Raw genomic sequence first — 21567 nt, 5'->3', positions numbered from 1 at the left:
TATGCCACAAATCATCTTTTTACCCCATGAAGAATTATGTCCTGAAGGCGCGGCTATTGAAGCACCTAAAGGGGAAACTGTATTAAACGTGGCATTGAAAAATGGCATTAGCATTCCCCATGCATGTGAGAAATCGTGTGCATGTACCACTTGCCACATTGTGGTACGTGAAGGGTTTGACTCATTAGATGAAAGTGACGAATTAGAAGATGACATGCTGGATAAAGCATGGGGATTAGAGCCCGAATCTCGCTTAGGGTGTCAGGCTATTATCACGGATGAAGATCTGGTGGTTGAAATTCCCAAGTATAATTTGAACATCGTAAATGAAGATCATTAATAGTTAGGGGCTGTTGATCTTTTAGGTTCATTTTTGTTCTCTTTGTTGCTTAATATTCGCTTAGATTACTAGGCTACACATTAAGCGCCGTGATAAAAGCACGCTCAAAGAGAACAAAAATAGAACAGCAAAGATCAACAGCCCTTAGTCTCTGTCATTTATTATGATGAAAACCGTAGCCCATGAGCTGCGGTTTTTTGTTTGTAGCACTATAACTATGGCATATTGACGGTCATAGGTAGATTGAAGGAATACCCGAATGCAATTGCTTCTTGAACATGAACATTCTTTTATCAATGGTACATCTTATCAAACGACTAATACATTTACCGTATTAAATCCGGCGAATCAAAATGTCGTGAAAGTGGTCTCGTCAGTGGATGAGAAAGGCAGTCAATCAGCTTTGCACGGTGCACAGCAAGCACTGAGGCAATTGCGGCGTACGTCAGCTATACAGCGCGCTGAGGTTTTGAAGAAATGGTACGCCTTAATTTTGTCTCATGAACAAGCTTTGGCTGAGTTAATGGTATCTGAGCAAGGCAAACCTTTGCATGAAGCCATAGGTGAAGTACGTTATGCGGCGAGTTTTGTGGATTGGTTTGCACAAGAAGCAACGCGCAGTTACGGTGAAGTTATCCCTGCACAGGATGGTAAGCACCAATTGATGACGATAAAGGAAGCGGTGGGCGTGGTACTGGGCGTAACGCCTTGGAACTTTCCGTTAGCAATGATCACCCGTAAAGTCGCGCCAGCGTATGCTGCGGGGTGTAGTTTTATATTAAAGCCTTCGGAAGAAACGCCATTAAGTGCGATAGCGTTAGCTAAGCTCGCAAATCAGGCTGGTATGGAAGCTGGTGCTTTGCAGGTTTTATTAACGCAAGAACCTGCAGCGCTTATCGCTAAATACTGCCAGCACACAGCGGTTCGTAAGTTAACCTTTACTGGCTCAACCACAGTCGGGCGAATCTTATTGGCACAATCTGCAGCAACGGTAAAACGAACATCCATGGAGCTAGGTGGTAATGCGCCTTTTATTGTATATAAAACAGCAAATATTAAAAGTGCTGTGTCTGGCTTAATGACTGCGAAGTTTCGCAATAACGGACAGGCATGTGTGGCAGCCAATCGGGTGTTAGTTGAACAAAGTTGTATGGTGCCCTTTATAGAGGAGTTAACTGAGGCGACTAAGAGGCTACGGGTAGGTGAGGGTATGGACCCAGCTACAGATTTAGGCCCTTTAATTACTTTAAAAGCGAAAAATAAAGTCATGGCACTGGTTGAGGCTGCTCTTGGCCAAGGAGCGAAATTACATTATAAAGGAGAGGAACTAGGCGGCTTGTTTATGCCACCTATTATTTTGACAGATGTATTGCCAGAGATGGATATTGCGCGACAGGAAATTTTTGGACCTGTTGTAACAGTGATGTCATTCGTAGATGAACAGCAAAGTGTGACATTGGCGAACAATGTAGAGGAGGGGCTCGCGGCGTATTTTTACTCACAAGATGTTGCGCAGATCCACCGAGTGTCACGGGTGCTTGAGTATGGCATGATAGGTATTAATGAAGGGATGATCTCTAATTCAGCCACACCGTTTGGTGGTATAAAGCAGTCTGGATTAGGGCGTGAAGGTGCAAAACAAGGATTAGATGAATACTTAGAAGTGAAATATCTTAGCCAAAAGTTTGATTAACGCAAATTTTGCAATGACTTTCTATTATTTTAAAAGCGCTGTAAACTTGTTCGCCTGTTTATATTTTGTGGTCACATATGGTTGTTGGGAATACAAGAAAAAAAGGGCACTTACCGCTACTCGTTGTACTTGCAGGTGGTTTAGGCAGTCGTTTTGGTGGTAACAAGCAGATTGCAGAAATTCCTGGATTAGGGCGATCTATCATGGAACTCAGCATTATCGATGCACATAATGCTGGGATCTCTGAAATTGTATTAGTGATCAATGCTGCAATTAAACCTATTGTACAGGCGGATATTGTCCCGCGCTTGCCGCAATCATTAACAATCCACTTAGTTGAACAGTGCATTACCGATGTACCTACTCAGTACTTGGAATTAGCCGATAAACGAAAAAAGCCTTGGGGTACCGGCCATGCTTTGTTAGCAGCCAGAGCCTATATTACCAAGCCTGCGATTGTAATAACTGCGGATGATTATTACGGGCCACAAGCATACCATCAATTAGTCGCGCATTTTGCTAACACATGTGGTGATGAGCAGCATATGGCTATGGTGGGATATCCGATTGGACTCACGCTGTCGGATCAGGGCGGAGTTAATCGTGGTTTATGCAAGCTGGATCAAGGCTCACTTTCATCCGTGGTTGAATGTCTTAACATCAGCAAGCAAGGTAGTATACTCATTGGTGAGTGTGCGGGTCAGGTTACCGAGATTAGTAAAAGTACACTTGCCTCCATGACATTTTGGGGGATTACACCTATACTCATGATGCATTTGGCGGACGGGTTTTCGCGGTTTTTAGATATTCATGACAACGTTGTCAAAAAAGAGTATTATCTGCCAGATTGTATTCAAGCCTGTATATCCTCGAATCAAGCTCACGTAACGGTTTATTCAGCCATGGATCATTGGTATGGCATTACATTTAAAGAAGAATTAGACACAGTGGCAGGAAAATTAAATGAATTACGTCAAGGATGAGGGTATCTCAGCCGCTTCAGAAACGCAGTTAATTAATGAGGTACGCATGAATAATACTGCGATAGCGCAATATTTATCGCAACAGTTTGGTTTGAACAGTGAGCTAGCTGTCATGAACCCGATTGGCAACGGTCATATCAATACCACAATGTTATTAAAAGATGGGCGGCGAGCGATAGTCGTGCAAAAGCTCAATACCGAGGTTTTTCCAAAACCAGAGCAGCTTGTTGAAAATGCTCGAGCAATAGAACAGCACTTATCGATTAAATCTGAGAAGGGTGAGTACCAATTAAATATAATTAAACACTTACCAACTATCGATGAAGGTTATTTGGTTATACATAATGGTGACGTATGGCGTGCGTTAGAGTTTATTGGTGGCAGTTATAGCGAAGATGTGGTCAATAGTGCTTTTAAAGCACAAACAGCAGCGAATGCATTTGGCCAATTTGCACAAGCTTTAGAGGACTTTAATGCGAGTGAACTGCATCATGTGATCCCTGATTTTCATAATTTAGCAAAGCGTATCGAGATGTTTGAAGAAGTGCTTGCACGAGACAAGCATAATCGAGCGCATAGCTGCTTAGCTGATATAGTATTTTGCCAAAGCCAATTTGACCTCGCTGATGAACTAAAAGCACTTTCTGGTGCTATTCCGCTGCGACCTTGTCATAACGATACTAAAATTAACAACATGCTGTTTTGTAATCAAAATGATTCAGGTAAAGCGGTTATTGATTTAGATACTTGTATGCCAGGTTACTGGTTGTTTGATTTTGGTGATATGGTGCGCACTTTTTGCTCTCCAGAAGCTGAAGATTCGACAAATTTAAATCGTGTTAAGGTAAGAGAAGATATTTTTGAAGCGATTGTAAAGGGTTATGTAACACCTTTGTCTGGCTTGATAACTGAACAGGAAAAACGCAGTTTTTTATTAGGTGCTAAAGTGATGCCATTTATGATAGGCCTTCGTTTTTTAACCGATTATCTAGACGGCGACAATTATTTTGCAACGAAGCATGAAAAGCATAATTTAGAGCGGGCTCAAAATCAGTTTACGCTTTATCAAGATGTGGTCGCGAAAGAGTTGACATTACAGAGTATAATTACTCAAAATTAAAAAAAGCGCTTCGGCGCTTTTTTTAATGTTTACCTGATTTGCTGGTCGCATCAGCTTACCCGTAATATATGGTCAAATGTAGTGGTAATATCAAAGGATAATAATAATGAAAAAATTTAACCGCCGTGATTTTTTAAAAGCAGCGAGCGCAACCGCCGCTGCAAGTGTGGTGGCTGGGTGTGCGCAAAAAAATCATACCTTGCCAGAATTACCACCAGCACATGGTCAGTCAGTGATGGGGCTCGTTGTACCAAAAATGCCAATTGTTCGAGTTGGCTTTATTGGTGTTGGGCAGCGGGGTTATGGCCATGTGAAGCGTATGAGCCATATTGAAGGCACAAAAATTGTTGCGATCTGTGACACACATGATGTGGTTTTGGAACGTTCTTCTCATTATTTAGAGGAGAAAGGGTTGGAAAAGCCGTCGTTATACACAGGAACTGAACACGCCTATCAGCAGATGCTAGAACGTGAAGATATAGATATAGTGATCATTTCTACACCTTGGGCATGGCATGCACCGATGGCCATAGATACTATGAATAGCGGAAAACACGCATTTGTTGAAGTTCCCCTGGCATTGACTGTCGAAGAGATGTGGCAAATAGTCGACACAGCTGAGAGAACGCAGAAAAACTGTATGATGATGGAAAATGTCAATTACGGTCGCGATGAACTCATGGTTTTGAATATGGTTAGGCAAGGCCTATTTGGCGAACTTTTGCATGCAGAAGCGGCCTATATCCACGAGTTGCGTTGGCAAATGAAAGAGATTGATCATAAAACAGGATCATGGCGTACGGCATGGCATGCGAAACGTGATGGGAATTTGTACCCAACACATGGGTTAGGTCCTGTGTCACAGTATATGAATATTAACCGTGGCGATCGTTTTGATTATCTAACTTCAATGAGCTCACCAGCATTGGGGCGCCGCGCATATGCACAACGTGAATTTTCTGCTGATCACCGGCGCAATCAGTTGGAATATATTGCGGGAGATATGAATACAACGATGATCAAGACAGTTAAAGGGCGCAGTATTATGGTGCAACATGATACAACAACACCGCGACCTTATTCCCGCCATAATTTGATTCAGGGAACGAATGGGGTGTTTGCGGGTTTTCCTAATCGCATTGCTTTGGAAAAAAATGGCACTAAGAGTTATCATGAATGGGATCACGAAATGGGATCATGGTATGAGCAATATGATCATCCTTTGTGGCTGAAAATGGGTGAGGAAGCACAGCGTAATGGGGGCCATGGTGGTATGGATTTCCTGATGTTTTGGCGCATGATTTACTGTTTGCGTAATGGCGAGCCACTAGATCAGGATGTTTATGATGGTGCTGCATGGTCAGTGATATCGCCATTATCAGCAAAATCGGTAGCCGACCGAAGTAATGCAGTGGATGTACCTGATTTTACTAGGGGAGCGTGGAAAACGGCGAAGCCATTAGGTATCGTGAACATTTAAACAGTGTAGGGTGAAAATACCAATGACATATCATTTCAGAGCATATTTCGGTCTTGTCATGATGTGTTTATTGAGTGCTTGTGCGTCACGACCAAACACCTCGGCGCTTTCCGTCATTGTTGACGATTATATTCAAGTGTACGGAGAGCGTACTGATTTTGTACGCTTTATCGATTTTTATGCAACGGATGCCAAATTTGAGGATATGGTGTATGGTCATACAGCATCCAATAGAAAAGCAATAGCAAATTTCTTTGATTGGACAGCAAATAAAGTATCAGTACTTGATAATAAAGCCGTTTTGGTGGTAACTGACAAACTTATAGATGTGCATTCAAAGCACGTGATTTTGAGTGGGTATTTTAACCGTTTTCGTTACCAAGGGAATGAATTGGGACCATGGCGGTTTTTGATTAAATTACAATTTGGATCTGACGGTAAAATTTTATATCAACAAGATTGGATAAACTACACGCCAAAGTCGCAATTTATGACGGGTGTTAATTTAAACCACCCACAGTAGTGGTCGCTAAAGAAGGTTACGGCAGCTACAATAACTTTGTTTATGCCTCCAGAGAGAATACCAATGAAATTGTCAGTTGAGATCAGTAAGTACCCGCTTCACAACGATTACATTCCTTTTATTAAAGACTTTATTGAGCGCTTGAATCAACATTCAGGACTAAAGGTGATAACAAATAATATGTCAACGCAGGTCTTCGGAGATTACGATGACGTGATGCAAGTCCTGCAACGAGAAATGAAACGTTCATATATAGAATACGGAAAAATAGTCTTTGTATGCAAATTTATTTCGGGTGATTTGTCAGCCAATGATTGAATTTATAAGTAAAGCATTTTCAGGTTTTGTTGCGATGTCGTACTGGGAATATATTGCGGTGTTTTTGTCTTTGGCTTATTTGCAATTAGCCATCAAAGAGAGTAGTTGGTGTTGGCCTGCCGCGTTTATTAGTACGTTTATCTATACAGTCATGTATTGGAATGGCGCATTATTGATGGAGTCTGCACTGAACTTTTATTATATGATCATGGCGGTAGTCGGTTGGCGAATGTGGCAGAAAACCGCAGAACAATCAGTGGTGCCAATTGTGTCTTGGTCGCTTCAGCGCCACGTGAAAATTATTATTGTAACGGCAAGTGTAGCAATTCTACTAGGGTATTTAACAGACACGTATACCCATGCAGAACTCGCATATTTAGATAGCTTTACAACGTGTTTCGCCGTTGTGACAACATACTTGGTGGCTAAAAAGGTGCTTGAGAATTTCCTTTATTGGATTGTGATCGATGCAGCGTCGATTTACCTTTATTTTGCGAAAGGTTATTACCCAACGTTAGTGTTATTTGTGTTTTATACCATAATGGTGTGCTGGGGCTATAAGCGCTGGTATGACGAGCACGAGCAACGTGAAGGGAAGTCACTACATCAATTAGAATATGACTGATAAGTATCTCAGAGCCCAACTGGAGGCGTTATTACCTGGTATAAGAATTGATAACATTGTTCGCCTGTATAAAGGCTTCAACAATGATAACTTTTTGCTCAGTTCTGACCGAGGGGCATTGCTGATGAAGTGTTATAGAGGTGGCTTATCACAGCCTTTGTTAGACGCACAACATGCGCTAGCTGCACAAGGAATTACGCAAGCTGTGATAGCTTATAGCACAGAGGCGCATACTGCGATATTTGAATTCTTTACTCAAAAAAAACCATTTGTAAATCTAGATGAAAAAATAGTGAGGAGTTTAGTTAAACTTCATGAGTACCAAGGCTTTTTGGATCACGAGAAACTGGATATAGTGCAACAAGTTATGCAACTAGATATGTGTCAGCTTATGTATGCAAAAGACCAATGTGATAGGGCTGTATCGGTCATTAATTTGCTTCCAGAAGATTTGGCATTTTGTCACAATGATTTGGTATATGACAACTTAATTAATGCAGACACCGGCGCGAAGATAATTGATTTTGAATATGCACAATACAATGACATTTATTTTGACTTAGCGGCATTGAGTTGTAGTTTTGATTTAGGTGAGATTGAGTGTGCGGCATTGCTACAACAATACTACATGTTGCGTAATATCCATATGCCTGACTATGCGGGTACGAAATTAAAAGCTTACCAAATTGCGTATTTACTATTAAGCATCAATTGGTACCAAAACAAGGGAGCTCACACACATGCAAGCCCCTTAAAGAATAAACTAATGAGTCTACTAGATTAGATCCCGCCTAACCTTTGCGCCAGTTCTTTGTATTTTTCAACATCTGTTTTATCAAAGATAGGCTGACCATCAGCATCGTTATCTTTTGCGACAAGTAAATTCTCTCTAGCAAGTCTTTTTACACGCTCAACTTTTACGCCTAGAAATTCAGCAACTTGTTCAGTGGTCATCGGGGTCATAATAATAATCCTCTTGATATTTTTTAAGCACAATGCGGTTGTTGTTATCGAGTTACGACTCTATTGCACATTGCTCGATGAACATAAAAGGCATGTTACATCGACGAAGGTATAACTAAGCATAGTTAAATATCGTGTTTTTTGTGCAATGTATAGTGTTTTTTTGATTTTTAGATTAAAAATTAAGCATGTAGCTCACAAATGCTAGTATTTAACTACCGATAGCATTATTATAAACGCGATCAAAGAATACTGTGCTGCTCTCGTGGTGAAATGGATATCACGTGGCCCTCCGGAGGCTAAGTTGAAGGTTCGATCCCTTCCGAGAGCGCCATTGTCTTTTTTGTATCACCCCCATTGAAATTTTGTAATCGGTGTTTCAAACAGTCGGTAACTGAATCCTGCCCTTTAATCTATACCAGTGAAAATACGTTAATTTATCTAAGCAAGACTGCTTTCTGCGTTTTTATTTAACCTCAGGTTTGAATAAGGGTTTTGGAATAGAAAATGTTTTATAAATAAACTTACGTACAATCCAATGATGATATTTTGCTCAATATCAAGGCGCTTTTATGCAGTAATAGCGGGCTATTACAAATGAAAGCAACGCCGAGAGTGAGAAAAATAGCTTTATTGGGCAAATTCGCTTATCCAGAGCTGAGGTTATTTACGCTTCCGTCACCATGTGAATATCTTTACGCTTGATATGATTGTATTTTACCCAGCTCAAAATGTATGCTTTAGTTAATGTGATGGTATTTCTTAAGCGTTTACATTTTTTTGAGCGAGTAACATGCAGTATTTAAAAACAGTTATTTATGTGGATAATGTGGAAGAGGTCCTTGATTTCTATTATCAGGCGTTTGGCTTAAATGCGACGGAGTTAACTGAGTCGGCTGATTATGGTGAATTGAATACCGGAGAAGTCAAGCTCGGGTTTGCAAGTCATCCTTTTGCGCAAGCGCAATTTAAGCAAAGTTATATTCGAGCTCAGCCAAAGCAGCCTGCATTGGGGTTTGAATTAGCCATGCGATGTAAAAATGTGAGTGAGAGTTATGATAAAGCAGTGAATGCGGGCGCGGAGCCTTTAATGCCACCTTGCAATAAAAATGAGCACACACAAGCTTATGTGCGTGCTATTGACGGAACACTTATTGCGCTAGTCAGTGAGTGCACGCGCTAAGCCGGTAGGCTCAATCTCAAGACACACATTCTCATCGTTCCAATTTAGGCCTAGTAGTGCTTGGTCTTCATTTAAGTCTTCTACCCACTCATCTAGAAATTCATCAAGTGCGATAGGGGTTGGAGTATAACCTTGCCATTCATCTTTACATTGGCTTTGTGCTTTCTCTGCGCTATCCCAAACCAATAACACATCAGTTGTTTCAAATTGGTTTGATTCACACACAACCACGCCACCATCGTCAGCCCCAAGTGCCCATACTTGAGCGCCGAGGCGAACTTTTTCAACGAAGGTGACAAGTTCTGATTCAATTTCAATGTCGCTCATGGTGTATACCTTATTAAATATGTTTATTTATGTGCGAGGATCGCTTTCTTGTACGCCAACACGCTCATTTTGATTTTTATGAAAGTGTAATAGGGCGGCAAAAAGATTTAGATCGGTTAGATCTCTAAATATTATCCAGTCTAGCAGGCAGTATAAACTGATCTGCAAGTACTGGCAGTCTAAAAATTCATTTTTAACACATTGTTCATTTAAGTCAGTTAATACTTCGCGAATACGCTCTCGCTGTAAGTTAAAGAACAGTACATCACTGTTGGTATCAAGCCCAGAGCGCTGAGAAATAAGAATTTCCACGAGAGAATCATTACATGCATTGATATTAGTCAATTGATTCTCTTGCCACCAGGTAAGCGTGGGCAGTGCATATTGTGTCGTTAAATAGCGAAAAATGACGTTAGAATCGCTCACCTGGATATCACCATTCACTAAAAATGGGATTTTTCTAGCTGGGTTATGTTCGATAAGTTTAGCTCTACCTTGTACAGAAAAAATATCGAGATGGATATATTCAATATCGAGCTTATGTAAGGCAATAAAGAGTCGAATACGTCGGGCATAGGGAGATGAGTCTGAGCCAAAAAGTTGCATGATAATGTTCCTTTGAAATATTCACAAAAAAAGCCGCATTTAGCGGCTTACTCTAATGTGCAACAGCTTTATTCAGTGCGACTGGTTACTTCTAGCAAGTGGTAACCAAATTGAGTCTGTACCGGACCTTGCACATCGTTCAGTGGTGCCGAGAATACCACAGTATCAAATTCAGGTACCATCATGCCAGGGCCAAATTCACCAAGAGCTCCACCATCTTGTCCAGACGGGCAACTAGAGTATTGTTTTGCTAGTTCAGCAAAGTCTTCACCGGCAGCGATTCGTGACTTTAGGTCTAAACATTCCGCTTCACTATCTACTAAGATGTGCCTTGCGCTTGCAACTGTCATAACTTCTCCATATTTCGCTTGTGATTAGTTTTTATTCAGAATTTATTCTAATACAGATGTATTAAAAACTCACGATATCATTGTAATGCTTTTTCAACTGCACTCACCATTTCGTCTGATAAAGGCTTAGTACGACTGTTAAAGTGAGTAATTGATTTTCTATCGGCGGAGACAAGGTACTTGTAGAAGTTCCATTTTGGTGAACTTGTTTGGTTTCCAAGATGTTTAAAAATAGGGTTAGCACTATCCCCTCGTACATCAGATGTTGCAAACATATTGAACGTCACGCCGTAGTTTACAAAGCAGACTTTTGCAGTATCTTGCTCATCGTCTTCTTCTTGAAAAAAATCGTCCGAAGGAAAACCAAGCACAACCAAACCTTGGTCTTTATACTTTTTATGGAGCTTTTCTAAATCCTCAAATTGGCCCGTAAAACCACAATTACTGGCTGTATTTACGATAAGCAATGGTTTGTCTTTAAACTGGCATAAATTGAGGGTTTCTTTAGAACGCAATTTTCTTAATTCAACGTTAGTAAAGTCATCACAAGTAGAAGACAGCGTATAGGTGCTCATTAAGAGGCTGGATGCAAGTAGGCTCAGTTGCAGTAGTTTGTTAAGCATTGGCTTTCCTTTGTTAGTTGAACTTGCTTATGATACGTCAATAGACCTTAAATTGATCAATTTTATTACACTATGAATATACGAGTTGCTCGCGAGATAGATTTACCCGCTATTGTGTCAATTTATAATGAAACAATAGCCAGTCGAATGGTCACTGCTGAGACCGAGCCTACGACGGTTGAAGCGCGTAAAGCCTGGTTTTTTAGTCATAATGCTGAACGTCCACTTTTTGTGTATGAAGAGGCGGGAGAGGTGCTAGCTTGGCTAAGCTTTAAATCATTCTATGGTCGACCTGCTTATATTGGAACGTGTGAACTGAGTATTTATATTACCGAGCATACTCAAGGCAATGGACTTGGTACAACATTACTGCAATTTGCTGAACAGCATGCAAGGAATATTGCAGTAGATACATTACTTGGGTTTATTTTTTCTCATAATAAGCCCAGTATAAAACTGTTTGAACGACAAGGTTATAGCCGTTGGGGAGAATTACCCGATATAGCTAAAATGGACCAAAAACGCTATAGCTTAGCTATATTTGGTAAACAATTATCTTTACCTTAAATCGCAAGTATTAGGGGCTGTTGATCTTTGCTGTTCTATTTTTGTTCTCTTTGAGCGTGCTTTTATCGCGGCGCTTAATATGTGGCCTAGTGATCTAAGCGAATATTAAGCAACAAAGAGAAAGGGCTGCACAAAAGAACCGGTAGGCAGCGTTTGATTGGCTTTTCTACTATGTTATCGGCTGACTCACATGGAACAACCATGCTACGCAGCCTCTGCCTTGTATAAAATCCAATCAAACTGCTGCAAAAATGAACCTGAAAGATCAGCAGCCCCTAAAATTCGACTACACTTTTGTGTGTTAGAACACGGAAATAGAAATAGACTATGTCGAATAAAGTACTAATTGTAGACAGTAACAGCGTGCTTGCGATGCGCTTAAAAGTACTCTTTGAGCTGTTAGGTGGGGAAGTAGAACATATTCATTACAATATGCTCGATGAAGGTATTCAATTCTCTAGTTATGATGTTATTGCGATTGCTCATGGGATCCCCAGTGACTATTTAACGGTTTTATTACCCTTAAAAGAACACTGTAAGTTAATTCTTTTAGCCCCAAAGCCTGATAATACTGAACATTTAGAGGTCTTTAGCCAGTTTAATAAAGCTTTGCCTAATGGTATTGTGATTTATCCGTTCTTTGCGAATAAGGAAATCACACATTTGCTAGAGCGAGTCTTAGAAGTGGGGGCCAATCAGCGTTTAGTCTTGCCAACTGTGCTGCTGGTGGATCACGCAGATGACCGCTTAGATGAGTTAGCGACTAGCTTAAGAGGGGCGCAACTGGTGGTATTTACAGCACGCTCTTTAGAAGAAGCTGTTGCTGTCGCAGAAAAACAACATATTGATTTATTGATCAGTGACTTCAATCTTCAAGTGGGAACGGGTGTTGAGATATTCGTGCAATTGAAAACACTGAACCCAAACTGTCGATGCCTACTGTTTACATCCCGTGCGAGCCAAGTTGATATGATGGAAGCAATTCGTCAAGGGGCTGAAGATGTCTTAACTAAGCCTTTTGATGAAAGTGAATTATTACAATCACTGCATAAGCTTTGGCAAACTGAGTTGTTACGGCGGCATAATCAAGAGCTTGTTGAACGATTGCAAGAAACCGTTGATGCATTAATTGAGCGCGACAGCTTATTGCGGGTGATTTATAAGCATACACCGGATCCCATTGTATTATTTAAACGAAATGGCGCCATCATTGAAGCAAATGATGCTTCGATGCGGTTACTTAAATTGTCACAAAGCGAGATACAAGCGCGTTCTATCTATGATCTGTTTGCAACAGACTGTACTGACACATTAAAAGTAGCAATTAAGGAAGTTGGCATCCAGCGACATTTTAATTGTGAGTTAGTTTTGCCGCAAACATCGGGGGATATCCCCTTGATGGGCACGTTTAATGAAATTGACCACCATGGAGAGATTGCTTTTGCTGTTATTTTTAAAAATGTTGCGCATTTAAAGAAAAAACAACAGGTGCTTGAAGAAGCTAAAGAAGTTTTAGAAGCTGAAGTCCAGGCACGCACAGCACAACTGCAAAGTGCAAAAGAGGCCGCCGAAGCTGCGAATTTAAGTAAATCCGAGTTTTTAGCGAATATGTCTCATGAATTACGCACGCCTATGCATTCAATTTTGAGTTTCGCTCGATTTGGTTTAGACAAGTTAAATTCTGGAGAGGCACCACTTGAAAAGCTACAGAAATACCTGTCGAGGATAGAGACCAGCGGTGAGCGACTGCTGCTTTTGTTGAACAATTTATTGGATTTATCTCGTTTAGATGCTGGGCGCTTTCCATTTAATCCTAGTAACCATAATTTCACAGGCATTTTGAAAACAGGTATTGATGATGTTGCAGGGAGCGCCTTAGCAAAGAAAATACAGGTAGAATTAAATGTGCCTGAAGCACCTATTTTATTGTATTGCGATCAAGAGCAAATAAATCAAATAGTCCGTAATGTGCTAGGAAACGCGTTGAAATTTAGTCCTGAGAACAGTCAAGTGATTGTTGATGTTACGCTTTCAGACCATAAGGTAAACGTTGCAATTAGTGATCAAGGAATGGGAATTCCTGACGATGAATTAGAGCAGGTTTTTTCTAAGTTTGTGCAAAGTAGTAAAACGAATAGTGGTGCCGGTGGTACAGGTTTAGGCTTGGCGATATGCAAAGAGTTTGTGTTGCTTCATAAAGGCTGTATTTATGTCAATAACAACGCATGTGGCGGTGCAACTGTGTTTATTGAATTGCCATTAAGCCAACATTAAACAGTTGAAGTAGTTAGCAATCACGAAAATCACGACTATAACTAAAGTTAGTGACAAACATACAAAAGGAATAGACATATGGCCCTTCAGCGTATTTTAGCCGTCGATGATGAACCGTTTAATTTGGAAATACTGGAAGAAATTCTAGAAGACCTGAATTTTGATTTGCTGACAGCCAGTAGCGGACCTGAGTGTTTAGAGATCATTGAAACATTTGACCCTCAGGTAATATTGCTCGATGTGAGCATGCCCCAAATGAATGGTTATGATGTTTGTCGGGCGATCAAAGCGAATCCGGAGACTCACCATATTGTGGTTATGTTTGTTTCTGCAAGGGGTTCTGTCGAAGAGCGTATGGAGGGGTATGCTGTTGGTGCTGAAGATTATATCGTTAAGCCGTTTGGCCAAGGCGAGCTCAAAAGTAAGCTGATGAACTTAAGTCAAATGTTATTAGATAAAGACATATTGGAACAGCAAGTAGAAGATGCGACATCAACCGCATTTGATGCAATGGCTACCAGTAGTGAAATGGGGCAAATCGTTAATTATATCGAACAAATTTCACAGGTTGATGATGTTTCCACATTAATTAATGCGATGATAAAATGCTTATCTAGTTTTGGCTTGAACTGCAATGTTGAGGTGCGAGTTGATACACAACGTCTCCACTTTGCCACCAGTGGCTTATGTTCACCAATTGTGGTGGAGCTATTTGATATATTAAAGTCAAAAGGACGCCTTCATGAATTCACCAGTCGTATACTGGTAAACTACGATTTGGTGAGTGTTTTGATTCTAAATATGCCTAACGATGAAAATAAGCATGGGCGTATTCGTGACCATATTTGTTTTTTGGTCAGTGTGACAGAGCAGCAGCTACTTGCAATTATGACGCGTAAAGAACTTAACACACAAAAAGACAATTTAGATAATGCCCTCACAATGATCAATGGTAAATTTAAAAGTCTTATGGGGATGCTTAACACAAATCGGCGACAAAATGAATCTGTGTTTAGATCACTACAAGAGCGCTTTGAATCTAAGATCCCGACAATGGGTTTAGACGAGGACCAAGAAATTTTCATTTTTAGTAATGTAGATGAGGCAATTCAAAATTCAGTGGCGCGTGAGGAAGCGATTGAAATGGTGCAAAGCGCTTTTAAAGAGATTGAAGGGGACTTATCATTATTAACTGATAAGTCTTAGCGCTATGCGTCTCGAGGCAGGCCTTTTTCAATAATCCTTATCAGGCGTGCTTGTTTTCGCTCGGTATTAATTTGTTTTTCATTCTGCTGGGAAATAGCCCACTCAATATGTTCTTGTACGAGCGGCGATGTATGCTGATGCCGCTCAGTTAGTAGCTGAATGATAGCGGGGTTGTAGTCTGCATTACCCAACCCTACTGCAATATTACGGAGCCAGCGTTCATGCCCAATACGTCTGATTGGGCTGCCTTCAGTATTTTTTAAGAATGTTGCTTCGTCCCAAGAGAATAAGGTTATTAGATCTTGGTCTTTGATACTTTGACGAGGGTGAAAGTCTTGTTCATCAGTGAGTTGGCCAAAGCGGTTCCACGGACAAACTAATTGACAGTCATCACAGCCATAAATTCGATTACCTAATAGTGCTCTATACTGTTCTGGGATTGCGCCTTGTAGCTCAATTGTAAGATAAGAAATACATTTTCGTGCGTCAACCACATAAGGTTCAACGATTGCGCCTGTTGGGCATAAAGTGATGCAGGCATTACACTTTCCACAGCCTTCAGATTCATTGGGATTATCAATGGGTAATGGAATACTGACAAACAGCTCACCTAAGAAAAACCATGACCCAGCTTTTTTATTGATCAGTAAACTATTTTTTCCGCGCCAGCCAAGCCCCGCTTTTTCAGCAAGTTGGCGTTCAAGGACTGGTGCAGAGTCGACAAAAGGTCGGTATCCCAGTTGTTCAACTTCACGTTCAATTTTTTGGCCTAGTTTTTTTAACCTGTTGCGCATTACTTTATGATAATCGCGACCGAGTGCATAGCGGCTGATGTAAGCTGTTTGTTTATTACTGAGCGCCTTGGCAAAACTGGCATCAGGAGGTAGATAATTCATTTTGACTGAGATGACGCGTTGGGTATCTGGCACAAGTTCCGCAGGGCGTGCTCGTTTCATACCGTGTGCGGCCATATACGCCATTTCCCCGTGGTACCCATTGTCTAACCAACGCTGCAACTGCGCTTCATGTTGGCTGAGATCAATGTCAGTGATACCAACTTCAGCGAAGCCAAGCTCTACGCCCCATTGCTTAATTTTTTTTGCGAGTTCAATATAGTCAATATGAGTGATAGTCACAGGAAATCGATCTTGGAAGCTAAATACCATGGTAATTTACCACAGTTTGCGTATACGGCCCAGCAAGTAAAGGACAATGAAGGTCAGGCTGCCAGCGAGATAGGCATTAGCTTATCGCACCTGATGGAGCGAGCCGCAGATGCGGTATTTTCTTTATTTGATCATGAGCTGCTGAATGCTGAACGCATTCTTATTCTTGCGGGTAAAGGAAATAATGCCGGAGATGCCTATTTATTGGCGCGTTTACTTCATATGACGGGCAGAGTCGTTTCGGTGGTGAGTCTGTTTTCTCCACAGTTATTAACTGGAGATGCACAGAGTGCTTATGAGAAAGCTGTATCCGCTAAAGTGCCTTTTATAGCAAACTTTGCTGAAAGAGGCAGCTATGATGTGATAGTTGATGGTGTTTTTGGCACGGGTTATTCTGGTGAATTGAGTGCATCAATCAAGACGATATTTGATTATTGCAATTGTAGCTCGGCAATGCGGTTAAGTATTGATGTGCCAAGTGGCATTGATGCGTCTTCTGGAGTGGTCGCTGAGGGCGCTTTTGAAGCCACAATTACGATGACTTTCATCGCGTTAAAACAAGGTATGTTGACAGGGAGAGCAAAGCATTTTTGTGGAAAACTGCTATTTGCACCCCTTGGCATTGCGGAAGTTTTTTCAGCACGTGTAAAAGCTGCCGTTCATTACAGTGCTCAGCAAACCTTTATGGCGCAGAGGCTAAATCGGGACCCAGATTGTTATAAAAACCAATGCGGCCATGTTTTACTCATTGGTGGGAATAAAGGGATGGGTGGCGCGATTCGATTGGCCAGTGAGGCATGTTTAAGAGCGGGCGCAGGTTTAGTGAGTGTATTAACACACGCTGATAATGTCGCATTGGTACAACAAGGACGTTACGAACTTATGGTTCATGGAGTGAGATCATTGAACAACGAGCAAGAAGCAATTGATAATTTATTTATCAAAGCTGATGTGTTGGTGATAGGCCCTGGTTTAGGACAAGATGCATGGGCGCAAACGCTGTTTAAGAGGTGTTTCGAATTTGAGCGGACGATTGTATGCGATGCAGATGGACTTAACTTATTAGCAAATACTCAGCAGCGTTTTAGTGATAGCGTGATCACACCGCATATTGGCGAAGCCAAGCGACTGATAGAAAATGATTCAGACATCGAACTGTCGGATAGATTCACGACAACGTCATTTTTAGCGCATGCATATCACAGTACGGTTGTACTCAAAGGTCCAGGCAGCATAGTTTATCACTGTGGCCGTATGAATATTAACCGTTCGGGAAGTTCAGCAATGGCCAGTGCTGGGATGGGGGATGTGTTATCTGGTATAATTGCGGGCTTACTTGCACAAGGTATGGAGAAATTTGCCGCAACGAGTTTGGCTGTGTATATTCATGGATTAGCAGCAGAAAAAGCGGCAACCGATGGTGAAAAAGGACTACTTGCCAGTGATTTATTTGAGCATATTAGACGTTTACTGGGGTGAACATGAATGATGTTTTTTGCCTACATTTAGCTGATGAAGCGGCAACGGTTAAAATGGGACAATGCTTGTCTCAAGTAATAAATAAAGGGGCTGTATTGTTCCTCCATGGTGACTTAGGTGCAGGGAAAACCACACTAAGTCGAGGTATCGTTCAGGGCTTAGGTCACACAGGTAAAGTGAAAAGCCCAACATATACGTTGGTTGAACCCTATGAGCTCAAAGATGTCTCAGTATATCATTTTGATCTATATCGACTTGGTGATCCAGAAGAGTTGGAATATATGGGGATTCGAGATTATTTTGCTGAAAGTGCAATTTGTATTATTGAATGGCCTGAAAAAGGGGGCGGCTTTATTCCAACGCCAGATTTAAATATAGAGATGAAATATCAAGATCAACAGCGCAGCGTGACAATTACAGCACAGAGTGAGCGCGGTAAAAATATTATCAGTAATTTGGAATAAAATGAGACGCTTTGTACATCATATTGTAGTGCTATGTGCTTTATTACTGTGTTTTATGAACAGTGCGGTAGTGTTAGCTAAAAATAAAATGGAAGGCGTTCGTGTATGGCCCTCTCCAGATAGTACCCGAGTGGTTTTCGACATGTCGTCTAAGCCTGACTTTAGTTATTTTATGCTGAAAAACCCGTTGCGCTTAGTCGTTGATTTGCAAGGTACGCAGCAGGCAAAGTATTTACCGACTGTACCAAAAAAGCATAAGCTAATTAGTAAATTACGCTACAGTAAGCCAAAGAAAAAGAACAGTACGCGAGTGGTGTTTGAACTAAGTGGTGCGGTTAAGCCTGTGATTTTTGCGTTGGCACCGACAGGGCCTTATAAAAATAGATTAGTTGTCGATTTATATTCAACAAATACAACTTCACGCAGTGCTGATAAAATCAACGCAAAGAAACGTACCCGCGTTGCTGACAGAGATATTGTCATTGCGATTGATGCAGGACATGGTGGAGAAGATCCTGGTTCGATAGGGCCCTCGGGCACGTATGAAAAAAATGTAACATTACAAATTGCCAAAAGGATCGCCCGATTAGTTGATAAAGAGCCAGGAATGAAAGCGCGTTTAATTCGTACAGGGGATTACTATTTAAAGTTAAATACCCGAACGGCACGAGCAAGAGAAAAACGCGCTGATTTCTTTGTTTCGGTACATGCAGACGCATTTTCGAGTCCAGGCCCTAACGGCACTTCCGTATGGGTTTTGTCATTACGACGCGCGAATTCTGAAATTGGTAAGTGGTTAGAAGATAAAGAAAAGCATTCCCAGTTATTAGGAGGTGCTGCTGGGCTAATTAAAGACACTGCTAATGAGAAATATTTGGCAAAAGCTTTGTTAGATATGTCGATGGATCATTCTATGAAAACAGCATTTCAAGTGGCTGATGAAGTTGTAAAAGAGTTAAGAAGCGTTTCGAAATTACATAAAAAGAAGCCACAAGCTGCTAACTTTGGTGTACTAAAATCACCAGATATACCTTCTATTTTGGTCGAGACTGGTTTTATTTCTAATCCGCGAGAAGAGCGGAAGTTGAATACGGCAGAGCATCAACAAAAGCTTGCTAGCGCTATATTTGTTTCTATTCGTAATTACTACAAACGGAACCCGCCAGATAATTCCTTATTTGCAAGTTTAAAAAATAATACACCGGTTAAGCATAAAGTGAAAAGAGGAGAATCTTTGAGTGTGTTGGCGAGTCGTTATGGCACCACCGTGACGGCTTTGAAAAAACACAACCGTTTGAAGAAAAATACCTTATACATTGGCCAAATTCTGACTATCCCAAAAGCGTAGAGTATGAGTATAGAAATCCTTCCAGCCCGTTTAGCGAACCAAATAGCCGCCGGTGAGGTGGTTGAGCGTCCAGCGTCAGTGGTTAAAGAGCTGGTTGAAAATAGCATCGATGCAGGTGCCACTAAAATTCACATTGATATTGAACGGGGTGGCCATAAACTTATTCGCATTAGAGATAACGGTAAAGGGATTGAGAAAGATGAGCTAACATTAGCGTTATCGCGACACGCAACCAGTAAGCTAAAAAGCCTTGATGACTTAGAGTGTATATCATCGCTGGGTTTTCGCGGAGAAGCGCTTGCATCGATTAGTTCGGTTTCACGACTGACATTAAGCTCTAAACCACAGGAACAAGAAACGGCGTGGCAAGCATTTGCTGAAGGCCGAGATATGGCGGTTAAAATCCAACCCACGGCTCACCCCGTAGGGACGACCATTGAAGTGAAAGACCTTTTCTTTAATACGCCAGCTCGTCGTAAATTTTTACGAACAGAAAAAACAGAGTTTAGCCACATTGACGAGTTACTCAAACGGATAGCTCTGAGTCGATTTGATATTTCATTGACGTTAACCCATAACCAAAAGGTTGTGCGGCAATACCGTGCTAGAGAGAGCGCACACGGTGTTAAACGGGTGGCGCAAGTTGCTGGGAAAGAGTTTGAACAGTGTGCATCATTTATTGAGTCAGGTTCAGATGGCTTAAAACTGAATGGTTGGGTTATGCCTGTCGGCAGTAGTAATACCACGCAATACAGCTATGTAAATGGGCGTATGATGCGCGACAAACTGATACTGCATGCTATTCGACAAGCTTTTGAAGAGGTGGTTGGTGAGCTGGCTTTGCCGGGGTTTGTGATTTATGTTGATATTGATCCACGACAGGTGGATGTCAACGTACACCCGGCCAAACATGAAGTACGTTTTCATCAGGCGAGATTAGTGCATGACTTTATTGTGCAAGCGATTAAGCAAGTTGTATTGCCCGCTGACCAAGCTGGGTCTTTGGAAAGCGAACAGGTTGGATTGGCTGATGAACCTTACGCTATGCAAACGCAGCATCAAGAGGATGAACAGCACCAAGCATATCGTAGTTCGCTGCAAAGCGTTAATGAAACGAATGGCGATTACGCTGATTTAGTGGGGAATCACAATTCTACAGACATGAGTATGCGCCAAAAGGGCTCAGAAGGTAGTTGTCGTTCTGGTAGTGAACGAGGAGCAAGCGGAAAAAGTGATGAGGCGGGTTATGTCGCTCATTCTACGCAACCACAGCATAACGCTCGGAAATATAATGCAAATCAGCTTTATCAGGGGTTATCTCATCAACAGGCCAGCTATTTTGATAATGTCGTTGAGGTAGCAGAGCCAACGGTAAATTCCGTTAAGCCAATTTCTTGGTTGAGTATGCCCAATGGTGCGGTGTTAATTAAGCAAGGTAGCGATATCTGTATTTCGCACTTTGAATATGCTTTGACGATTTACTGGCAAAAAGTCATTGAGCAGGATGCTGCATTGTTGGGGAAAGCGTTGTTATTACCCGTTAGAGTTAACTTGGAAAAAGCGGACCTTGCAAAGTTGCGTAACCAAAGTTCATGGTTAACCTTATTGGGGTTTGAAATTTCATTGTTTGAGCAATATGCAATGATAAAAAAAATGCCAATGAGCTTATACAGTATTGATGTCGCAACATTTATGACGGAGCTATTGATTGGCTGTACAGCAGGCTCTGAGTCATTAGAGCAGTGGCTTGAATGGCTCAATAGCCATACACCCACACGCTATTTTGAATCGGAGCATTTTGCAAAGATTCAACCTGCAGTAGAAAAAAATACCGAATGTTTGGCGCGCATTCAGGAAAAAGCAGTTAAAATAGATCCCAGTATATTTTTGACGTTATTACAGCAAAGGTCTGAGAGTGAGTAATTTACC

General features: G+C 41.3%; 23 protein-coding genes and 1 tRNA gene. 18 read left to right on the top strand and 6 right to left on the bottom strand.

The genetic code is table 11. From position 1 onward, the window contains the following. The first annotated feature begins 1 nt into the window (after nucleotide 1). The 9 genes from fdx (at nucleotide 2) to PAUR_RS16400 (ending at nucleotide 7866) form a co-directional block, all read left to right on the top strand. Nucleotides 2-340, top strand: a complete 339-nt coding sequence (fdx, locus tag PAUR_RS16440; RefSeq protein WP_010362769.1) for an ISC system 2Fe-2S type ferredoxin — start codon at nucleotides 2-4, stop codon at nucleotides 338-340. Between the two features lie 259 nt (nucleotides 341-599). Next, entirely contained in the window at nucleotides 600-2033 is a 1434-nt protein-coding gene (locus tag PAUR_RS16435; protein WP_192508831.1) for an NAD-dependent succinate-semialdehyde dehydrogenase, read from the top strand. 77 nt (nucleotides 2034-2110) lie between these two features. After that, nucleotides 2111-3016 carry an NTP transferase domain-containing protein gene (locus PAUR_RS16430; protein WP_192508830.1) on the top strand — a complete coding sequence of 302 codons (906 nt, stop codon included), beginning with the start codon at nucleotides 2111-2113 and terminating at the stop codon, nucleotides 3014-3016. Between the two features lie 46 nt (nucleotides 3017-3062). Further along, on the top strand, nucleotides 3063-4136 hold the full coding sequence (locus PAUR_RS16425; RefSeq protein ID WP_192508972.1) for a phosphotransferase enzyme family protein: 1074 nt from the start codon (nucleotides 3063-3065) through the stop codon (nucleotides 4134-4136). 106 nt (nucleotides 4137-4242) lie between these two features. Then, the gene (locus PAUR_RS16420) at nucleotides 4243-5616 is read left to right on the top strand and encodes a Gfo/Idh/MocA family protein (RefSeq protein ID WP_192508829.1); all 1374 of its coding nucleotides are present in this window, start codon (nucleotides 4243-4245) and stop codon (nucleotides 5614-5616) included. A gap of 22 nt (nucleotides 5617-5638) precedes the next feature. Then, nucleotides 5639-6139 (top strand): nuclear transport factor 2 family protein, encoded by a 501-nt coding sequence (locus tag PAUR_RS16415; protein ID WP_192508828.1) that lies wholly within the window; start codon nucleotides 5639-5641, stop codon nucleotides 6137-6139. Between the two features lie 63 nt (nucleotides 6140-6202). After that, complete coding sequence (locus tag PAUR_RS16410; RefSeq protein ID WP_192508827.1) at nucleotides 6203-6457, top strand: YkoF family thiamine/hydroxymethylpyrimidine-binding protein; 255 nt, start codon at nucleotides 6203-6205, stop codon at nucleotides 6455-6457. Then, the gene (gene pnuC, locus PAUR_RS16405; protein WP_192508971.1) at nucleotides 6453-7082 is read left to right on the top strand and encodes a nicotinamide riboside transporter PnuC; all 630 of its coding nucleotides are present in this window, start codon (nucleotides 6453-6455) and stop codon (nucleotides 7080-7082) included. The genes PAUR_RS16410 and pnuC overlap by 5 nt, the downstream gene beginning before the upstream one ends. Continuing rightward, on the top strand, nucleotides 7075-7866 hold the full coding sequence (locus tag PAUR_RS16400) for a phosphotransferase (RefSeq protein ID WP_192508826.1): 792 nt from the start codon (nucleotides 7075-7077) through the stop codon (nucleotides 7864-7866). Before pnuC ends, PAUR_RS16400 begins: the two co-directional genes overlap by 8 nt. On the opposite strand, the gene PAUR_RS16395 is transcribed toward PAUR_RS16400, so the two are convergent. Continuing rightward, on the bottom strand, nucleotides 7863-8045 hold the full coding sequence (locus PAUR_RS16395) for a helix-turn-helix domain-containing protein (protein ID WP_192508825.1): 183 nt from the start codon (nucleotides 8043-8045) through the stop codon (nucleotides 7863-7865). The two genes, PAUR_RS16400 and PAUR_RS16395, sit on opposite strands and share 4 nt — an antisense overlap. A 259-nt stretch (nucleotides 8046-8304) precedes the next feature. On the opposite strand from PAUR_RS16395, the gene PAUR_RS16390 reads away from it, so the two are divergent. Both PAUR_RS16390 and PAUR_RS16385 read left to right on the top strand, forming a co-directional pair. Then, nucleotides 8305-8379: transfer RNA gene (locus PAUR_RS16390), tRNA-Arg, on the top strand. Between the two features lie 459 nt (nucleotides 8380-8838). Beyond that, nucleotides 8839-9228 carry a VOC family protein gene (locus PAUR_RS16385; protein ID WP_192508824.1) on the top strand — a complete coding sequence of 130 codons (390 nt, stop codon included), beginning with the start codon at nucleotides 8839-8841 and terminating at the stop codon, nucleotides 9226-9228. Here the strand turns inward: PAUR_RS16385 and PAUR_RS16380 are convergent. The 4 genes from PAUR_RS16380 to PAUR_RS16365 form a co-directional block, all read right to left on the bottom strand. After that, nucleotides 9205-9555, bottom strand: coding sequence for a DUF2750 domain-containing protein (locus PAUR_RS16380; protein WP_192508823.1), 351 nt, complete (start codon nucleotides 9553-9555; stop codon nucleotides 9205-9207). The two genes, PAUR_RS16385 and PAUR_RS16380, sit on opposite strands and share 24 nt — an antisense overlap. A 27-nt stretch (nucleotides 9556-9582) precedes the next feature. After that, nucleotides 9583-10161: a glutathione S-transferase family protein gene (locus PAUR_RS16375; protein ID WP_192508822.1), complete on the bottom strand. Its 579-nt coding sequence runs from the start codon at nucleotides 10159-10161 to the stop codon at nucleotides 9583-9585. Nucleotides 10162-10229: 68 nt separating this feature from the next. After that, complete coding sequence (locus PAUR_RS16370) at nucleotides 10230-10511, bottom strand: peptidylprolyl isomerase (RefSeq protein ID WP_010362781.1); 282 nt, start codon at nucleotides 10509-10511, stop codon at nucleotides 10230-10232. Between the two features lie 77 nt (nucleotides 10512-10588). Beyond that, nucleotides 10589-11134 carry a glutathione peroxidase gene (locus PAUR_RS16365; protein ID WP_192508821.1) on the bottom strand — a complete coding sequence of 182 codons (546 nt, stop codon included), beginning with the start codon at nucleotides 11132-11134 and terminating at the stop codon, nucleotides 10589-10591. Nucleotides 11135-11206: 72 nt separating this feature from the next. Here PAUR_RS16365 and PAUR_RS16360 point away from each other — a divergent pair, with 72 nt between their 5' ends. The 3 genes from PAUR_RS16360 to PAUR_RS16350 all read left to right on the top strand — a co-directional run bounded on the left by PAUR_RS16360 (nucleotide 11207) and on the right by PAUR_RS16350 (nucleotide 15181). Continuing rightward, entirely contained in the window at nucleotides 11207-11701 is a 495-nt protein-coding gene (locus PAUR_RS16360) for a GNAT family N-acetyltransferase (RefSeq protein ID WP_192508820.1), read from the top strand. 327 nt (nucleotides 11702-12028) lie between these two features. Beyond that, nucleotides 12029-13975 carry an ATP-binding protein gene (locus tag PAUR_RS16355; protein ID WP_192508819.1) on the top strand — a complete coding sequence of 649 codons (1947 nt, stop codon included), beginning with the start codon at nucleotides 12029-12031 and terminating at the stop codon, nucleotides 13973-13975. A gap of 78 nt (nucleotides 13976-14053) precedes the next feature. Further along, nucleotides 14054-15181, top strand: a complete 1128-nt coding sequence (locus tag PAUR_RS16350) for a response regulator (RefSeq protein WP_192508818.1) — start codon at nucleotides 14054-14056, stop codon at nucleotides 15179-15181. 2 nt (nucleotides 15182-15183) lie between these two features. Here the strand turns inward: PAUR_RS16350 and queG are convergent, their stop codons facing one another. Further along, nucleotides 15184-16347, bottom strand: a complete 1164-nt coding sequence (queG, locus tag PAUR_RS16345) for a tRNA epoxyqueuosine(34) reductase QueG (protein ID WP_192508817.1) — start codon at nucleotides 16345-16347, stop codon at nucleotides 15184-15186. On the opposite strand from queG, the gene PAUR_RS16340 reads away from it, so the two are divergent. From PAUR_RS16340 to mutL, 4 genes are read left to right on the top strand one after another with little or no spacing between them, the layout of a single operon-like run. Then, nucleotides 16330-17826, top strand: a complete 1497-nt coding sequence (locus PAUR_RS16340) for an NAD(P)H-hydrate dehydratase (protein ID WP_192508816.1) — start codon at nucleotides 16330-16332, stop codon at nucleotides 17824-17826. The genes queG and PAUR_RS16340 overlap by 18 nt on opposite strands. A gap of 2 nt (nucleotides 17827-17828) precedes the next feature. Continuing rightward, nucleotides 17829-18290, top strand: a complete 462-nt coding sequence (tsaE, locus tag PAUR_RS16335; RefSeq protein ID WP_192508815.1) for a tRNA (adenosine(37)-N6)-threonylcarbamoyltransferase complex ATPase subunit type 1 TsaE — start codon at nucleotides 17829-17831, stop codon at nucleotides 18288-18290. Nucleotides 18291-18345: 55 nt separating this feature from the next. Then, nucleotides 18346-19638, top strand: coding sequence for an N-acetylmuramoyl-L-alanine amidase (locus PAUR_RS16330; protein WP_247670926.1), 1293 nt, complete (start codon nucleotides 18346-18348; stop codon nucleotides 19636-19638). Nucleotides 19639-19641: 3 nt separating this feature from the next. Next, nucleotides 19642-21561 (top strand): DNA mismatch repair endonuclease MutL, encoded by a 1920-nt coding sequence (mutL, locus tag PAUR_RS16325; RefSeq protein WP_192508813.1) that lies wholly within the window; start codon nucleotides 19642-19644, stop codon nucleotides 21559-21561. Nucleotides 21562-21567: the final 6 nt, after the last annotated feature.

The organism is Pseudoalteromonas aurantia 208 (genome assembly GCF_014858725.1).
GTDB lineage: Bacteria > Pseudomonadota > Gammaproteobacteria > Enterobacterales > Alteromonadaceae > Pseudoalteromonas > Pseudoalteromonas aurantia.
Note: the sequence above shows the minus strand (reverse complement) of the source record. Positions and strands in the feature narration are given on the sequence as shown.

Excerpts from the sequence above, each read along its gene's own strand:
- fdx (WP_010362769.1), top strand. The coding sequence starts at position 2 with ATGCCACAAATCATCTTTTTACCCCATGAAGAATTATGTCCTGAAGGC.
- PAUR_RS16410 (WP_192508827.1), top strand. The coding sequence starts at position 6,203 with ATGAAATTGTCAGTTGAGATCAGTAAGTACCCGCTTCACAACGATTAC.
- PAUR_RS16370 (WP_010362781.1), bottom strand. The coding sequence starts at position 10,511 with ATGACAGTTGCAAGCGCAAGGCACATCTTAGTAGATAGTGAAGCGGAA.
- tsaE (WP_192508815.1), top strand. The coding sequence starts at position 17,829 with ATGAATGATGTTTTTTGCCTACATTTAGCTGATGAAGCGGCAACGGTT.
- mutL (WP_192508813.1), top strand. The coding sequence starts at position 19,642 with ATGAGTATAGAAATCCTTCCAGCCCGTTTAGCGAACCAAATAGCCGCC.
- PAUR_RS16350 (WP_192508818.1), top strand. The coding sequence starts at position 14,054 with ATGGCCCTTCAGCGTATTTTAGCCGTCGATGATGAACCGTTTAATTTG.
- PAUR_RS16435 (WP_192508831.1), top strand. The coding sequence starts at position 600 with ATGCAATTGCTTCTTGAACATGAACATTCTTTTATCAATGGTACATCT.
- queG (WP_192508817.1), bottom strand. The coding sequence starts at position 16,347 with ATGGTATTTAGCTTCCAAGATCGATTTCCTGTGACTATCACTCATATT.
- PAUR_RS16380 (WP_192508823.1), bottom strand. The coding sequence starts at position 9,555 with ATGAGCGACATTGAAATTGAATCAGAACTTGTCACCTTCGTTGAAAAA.
- PAUR_RS16400 (WP_192508826.1), top strand. The coding sequence starts at position 7,075 with ATGACTGATAAGTATCTCAGAGCCCAACTGGAGGCGTTATTACCTGGT.
- PAUR_RS16330 (WP_247670926.1), top strand. The coding sequence starts at position 18,346 with ATGAACAGTGCGGTAGTGTTAGCTAAAAATAAAATGGAAGGCGTTCGT.
- PAUR_RS16385 (WP_192508824.1), top strand. The coding sequence starts at position 8,839 with ATGCAGTATTTAAAAACAGTTATTTATGTGGATAATGTGGAAGAGGTC.
- PAUR_RS16420 (WP_192508829.1), top strand. The coding sequence starts at position 4,243 with ATGAAAAAATTTAACCGCCGTGATTTTTTAAAAGCAGCGAGCGCAACC.
- PAUR_RS16425 (WP_192508972.1), top strand. The coding sequence starts at position 3,063 with ATGAATAATACTGCGATAGCGCAATATTTATCGCAACAGTTTGGTTTG.
- PAUR_RS16415 (WP_192508828.1), top strand. The coding sequence starts at position 5,639 with ATGACATATCATTTCAGAGCATATTTCGGTCTTGTCATGATGTGTTTA.
- PAUR_RS16375 (WP_192508822.1), bottom strand. The coding sequence starts at position 10,161 with ATGCAACTTTTTGGCTCAGACTCATCTCCCTATGCCCGACGTATTCGA.
- PAUR_RS16430 (WP_192508830.1), top strand. The coding sequence starts at position 2,111 with ATGGTTGTTGGGAATACAAGAAAAAAAGGGCACTTACCGCTACTCGTT.
- PAUR_RS16395 (WP_192508825.1), bottom strand. The coding sequence starts at position 8,045 with ATGACCCCGATGACCACTGAACAAGTTGCTGAATTTCTAGGCGTAAAA.
- PAUR_RS16365 (WP_192508821.1), bottom strand. The coding sequence starts at position 11,134 with ATGCTTAACAAACTACTGCAACTGAGCCTACTTGCATCCAGCCTCTTA.
- PAUR_RS16360 (WP_192508820.1), top strand. The coding sequence starts at position 11,207 with ATGAATATACGAGTTGCTCGCGAGATAGATTTACCCGCTATTGTGTCA.
- PAUR_RS16355 (WP_192508819.1), top strand. The coding sequence starts at position 12,029 with ATGTCGAATAAAGTACTAATTGTAGACAGTAACAGCGTGCTTGCGATG.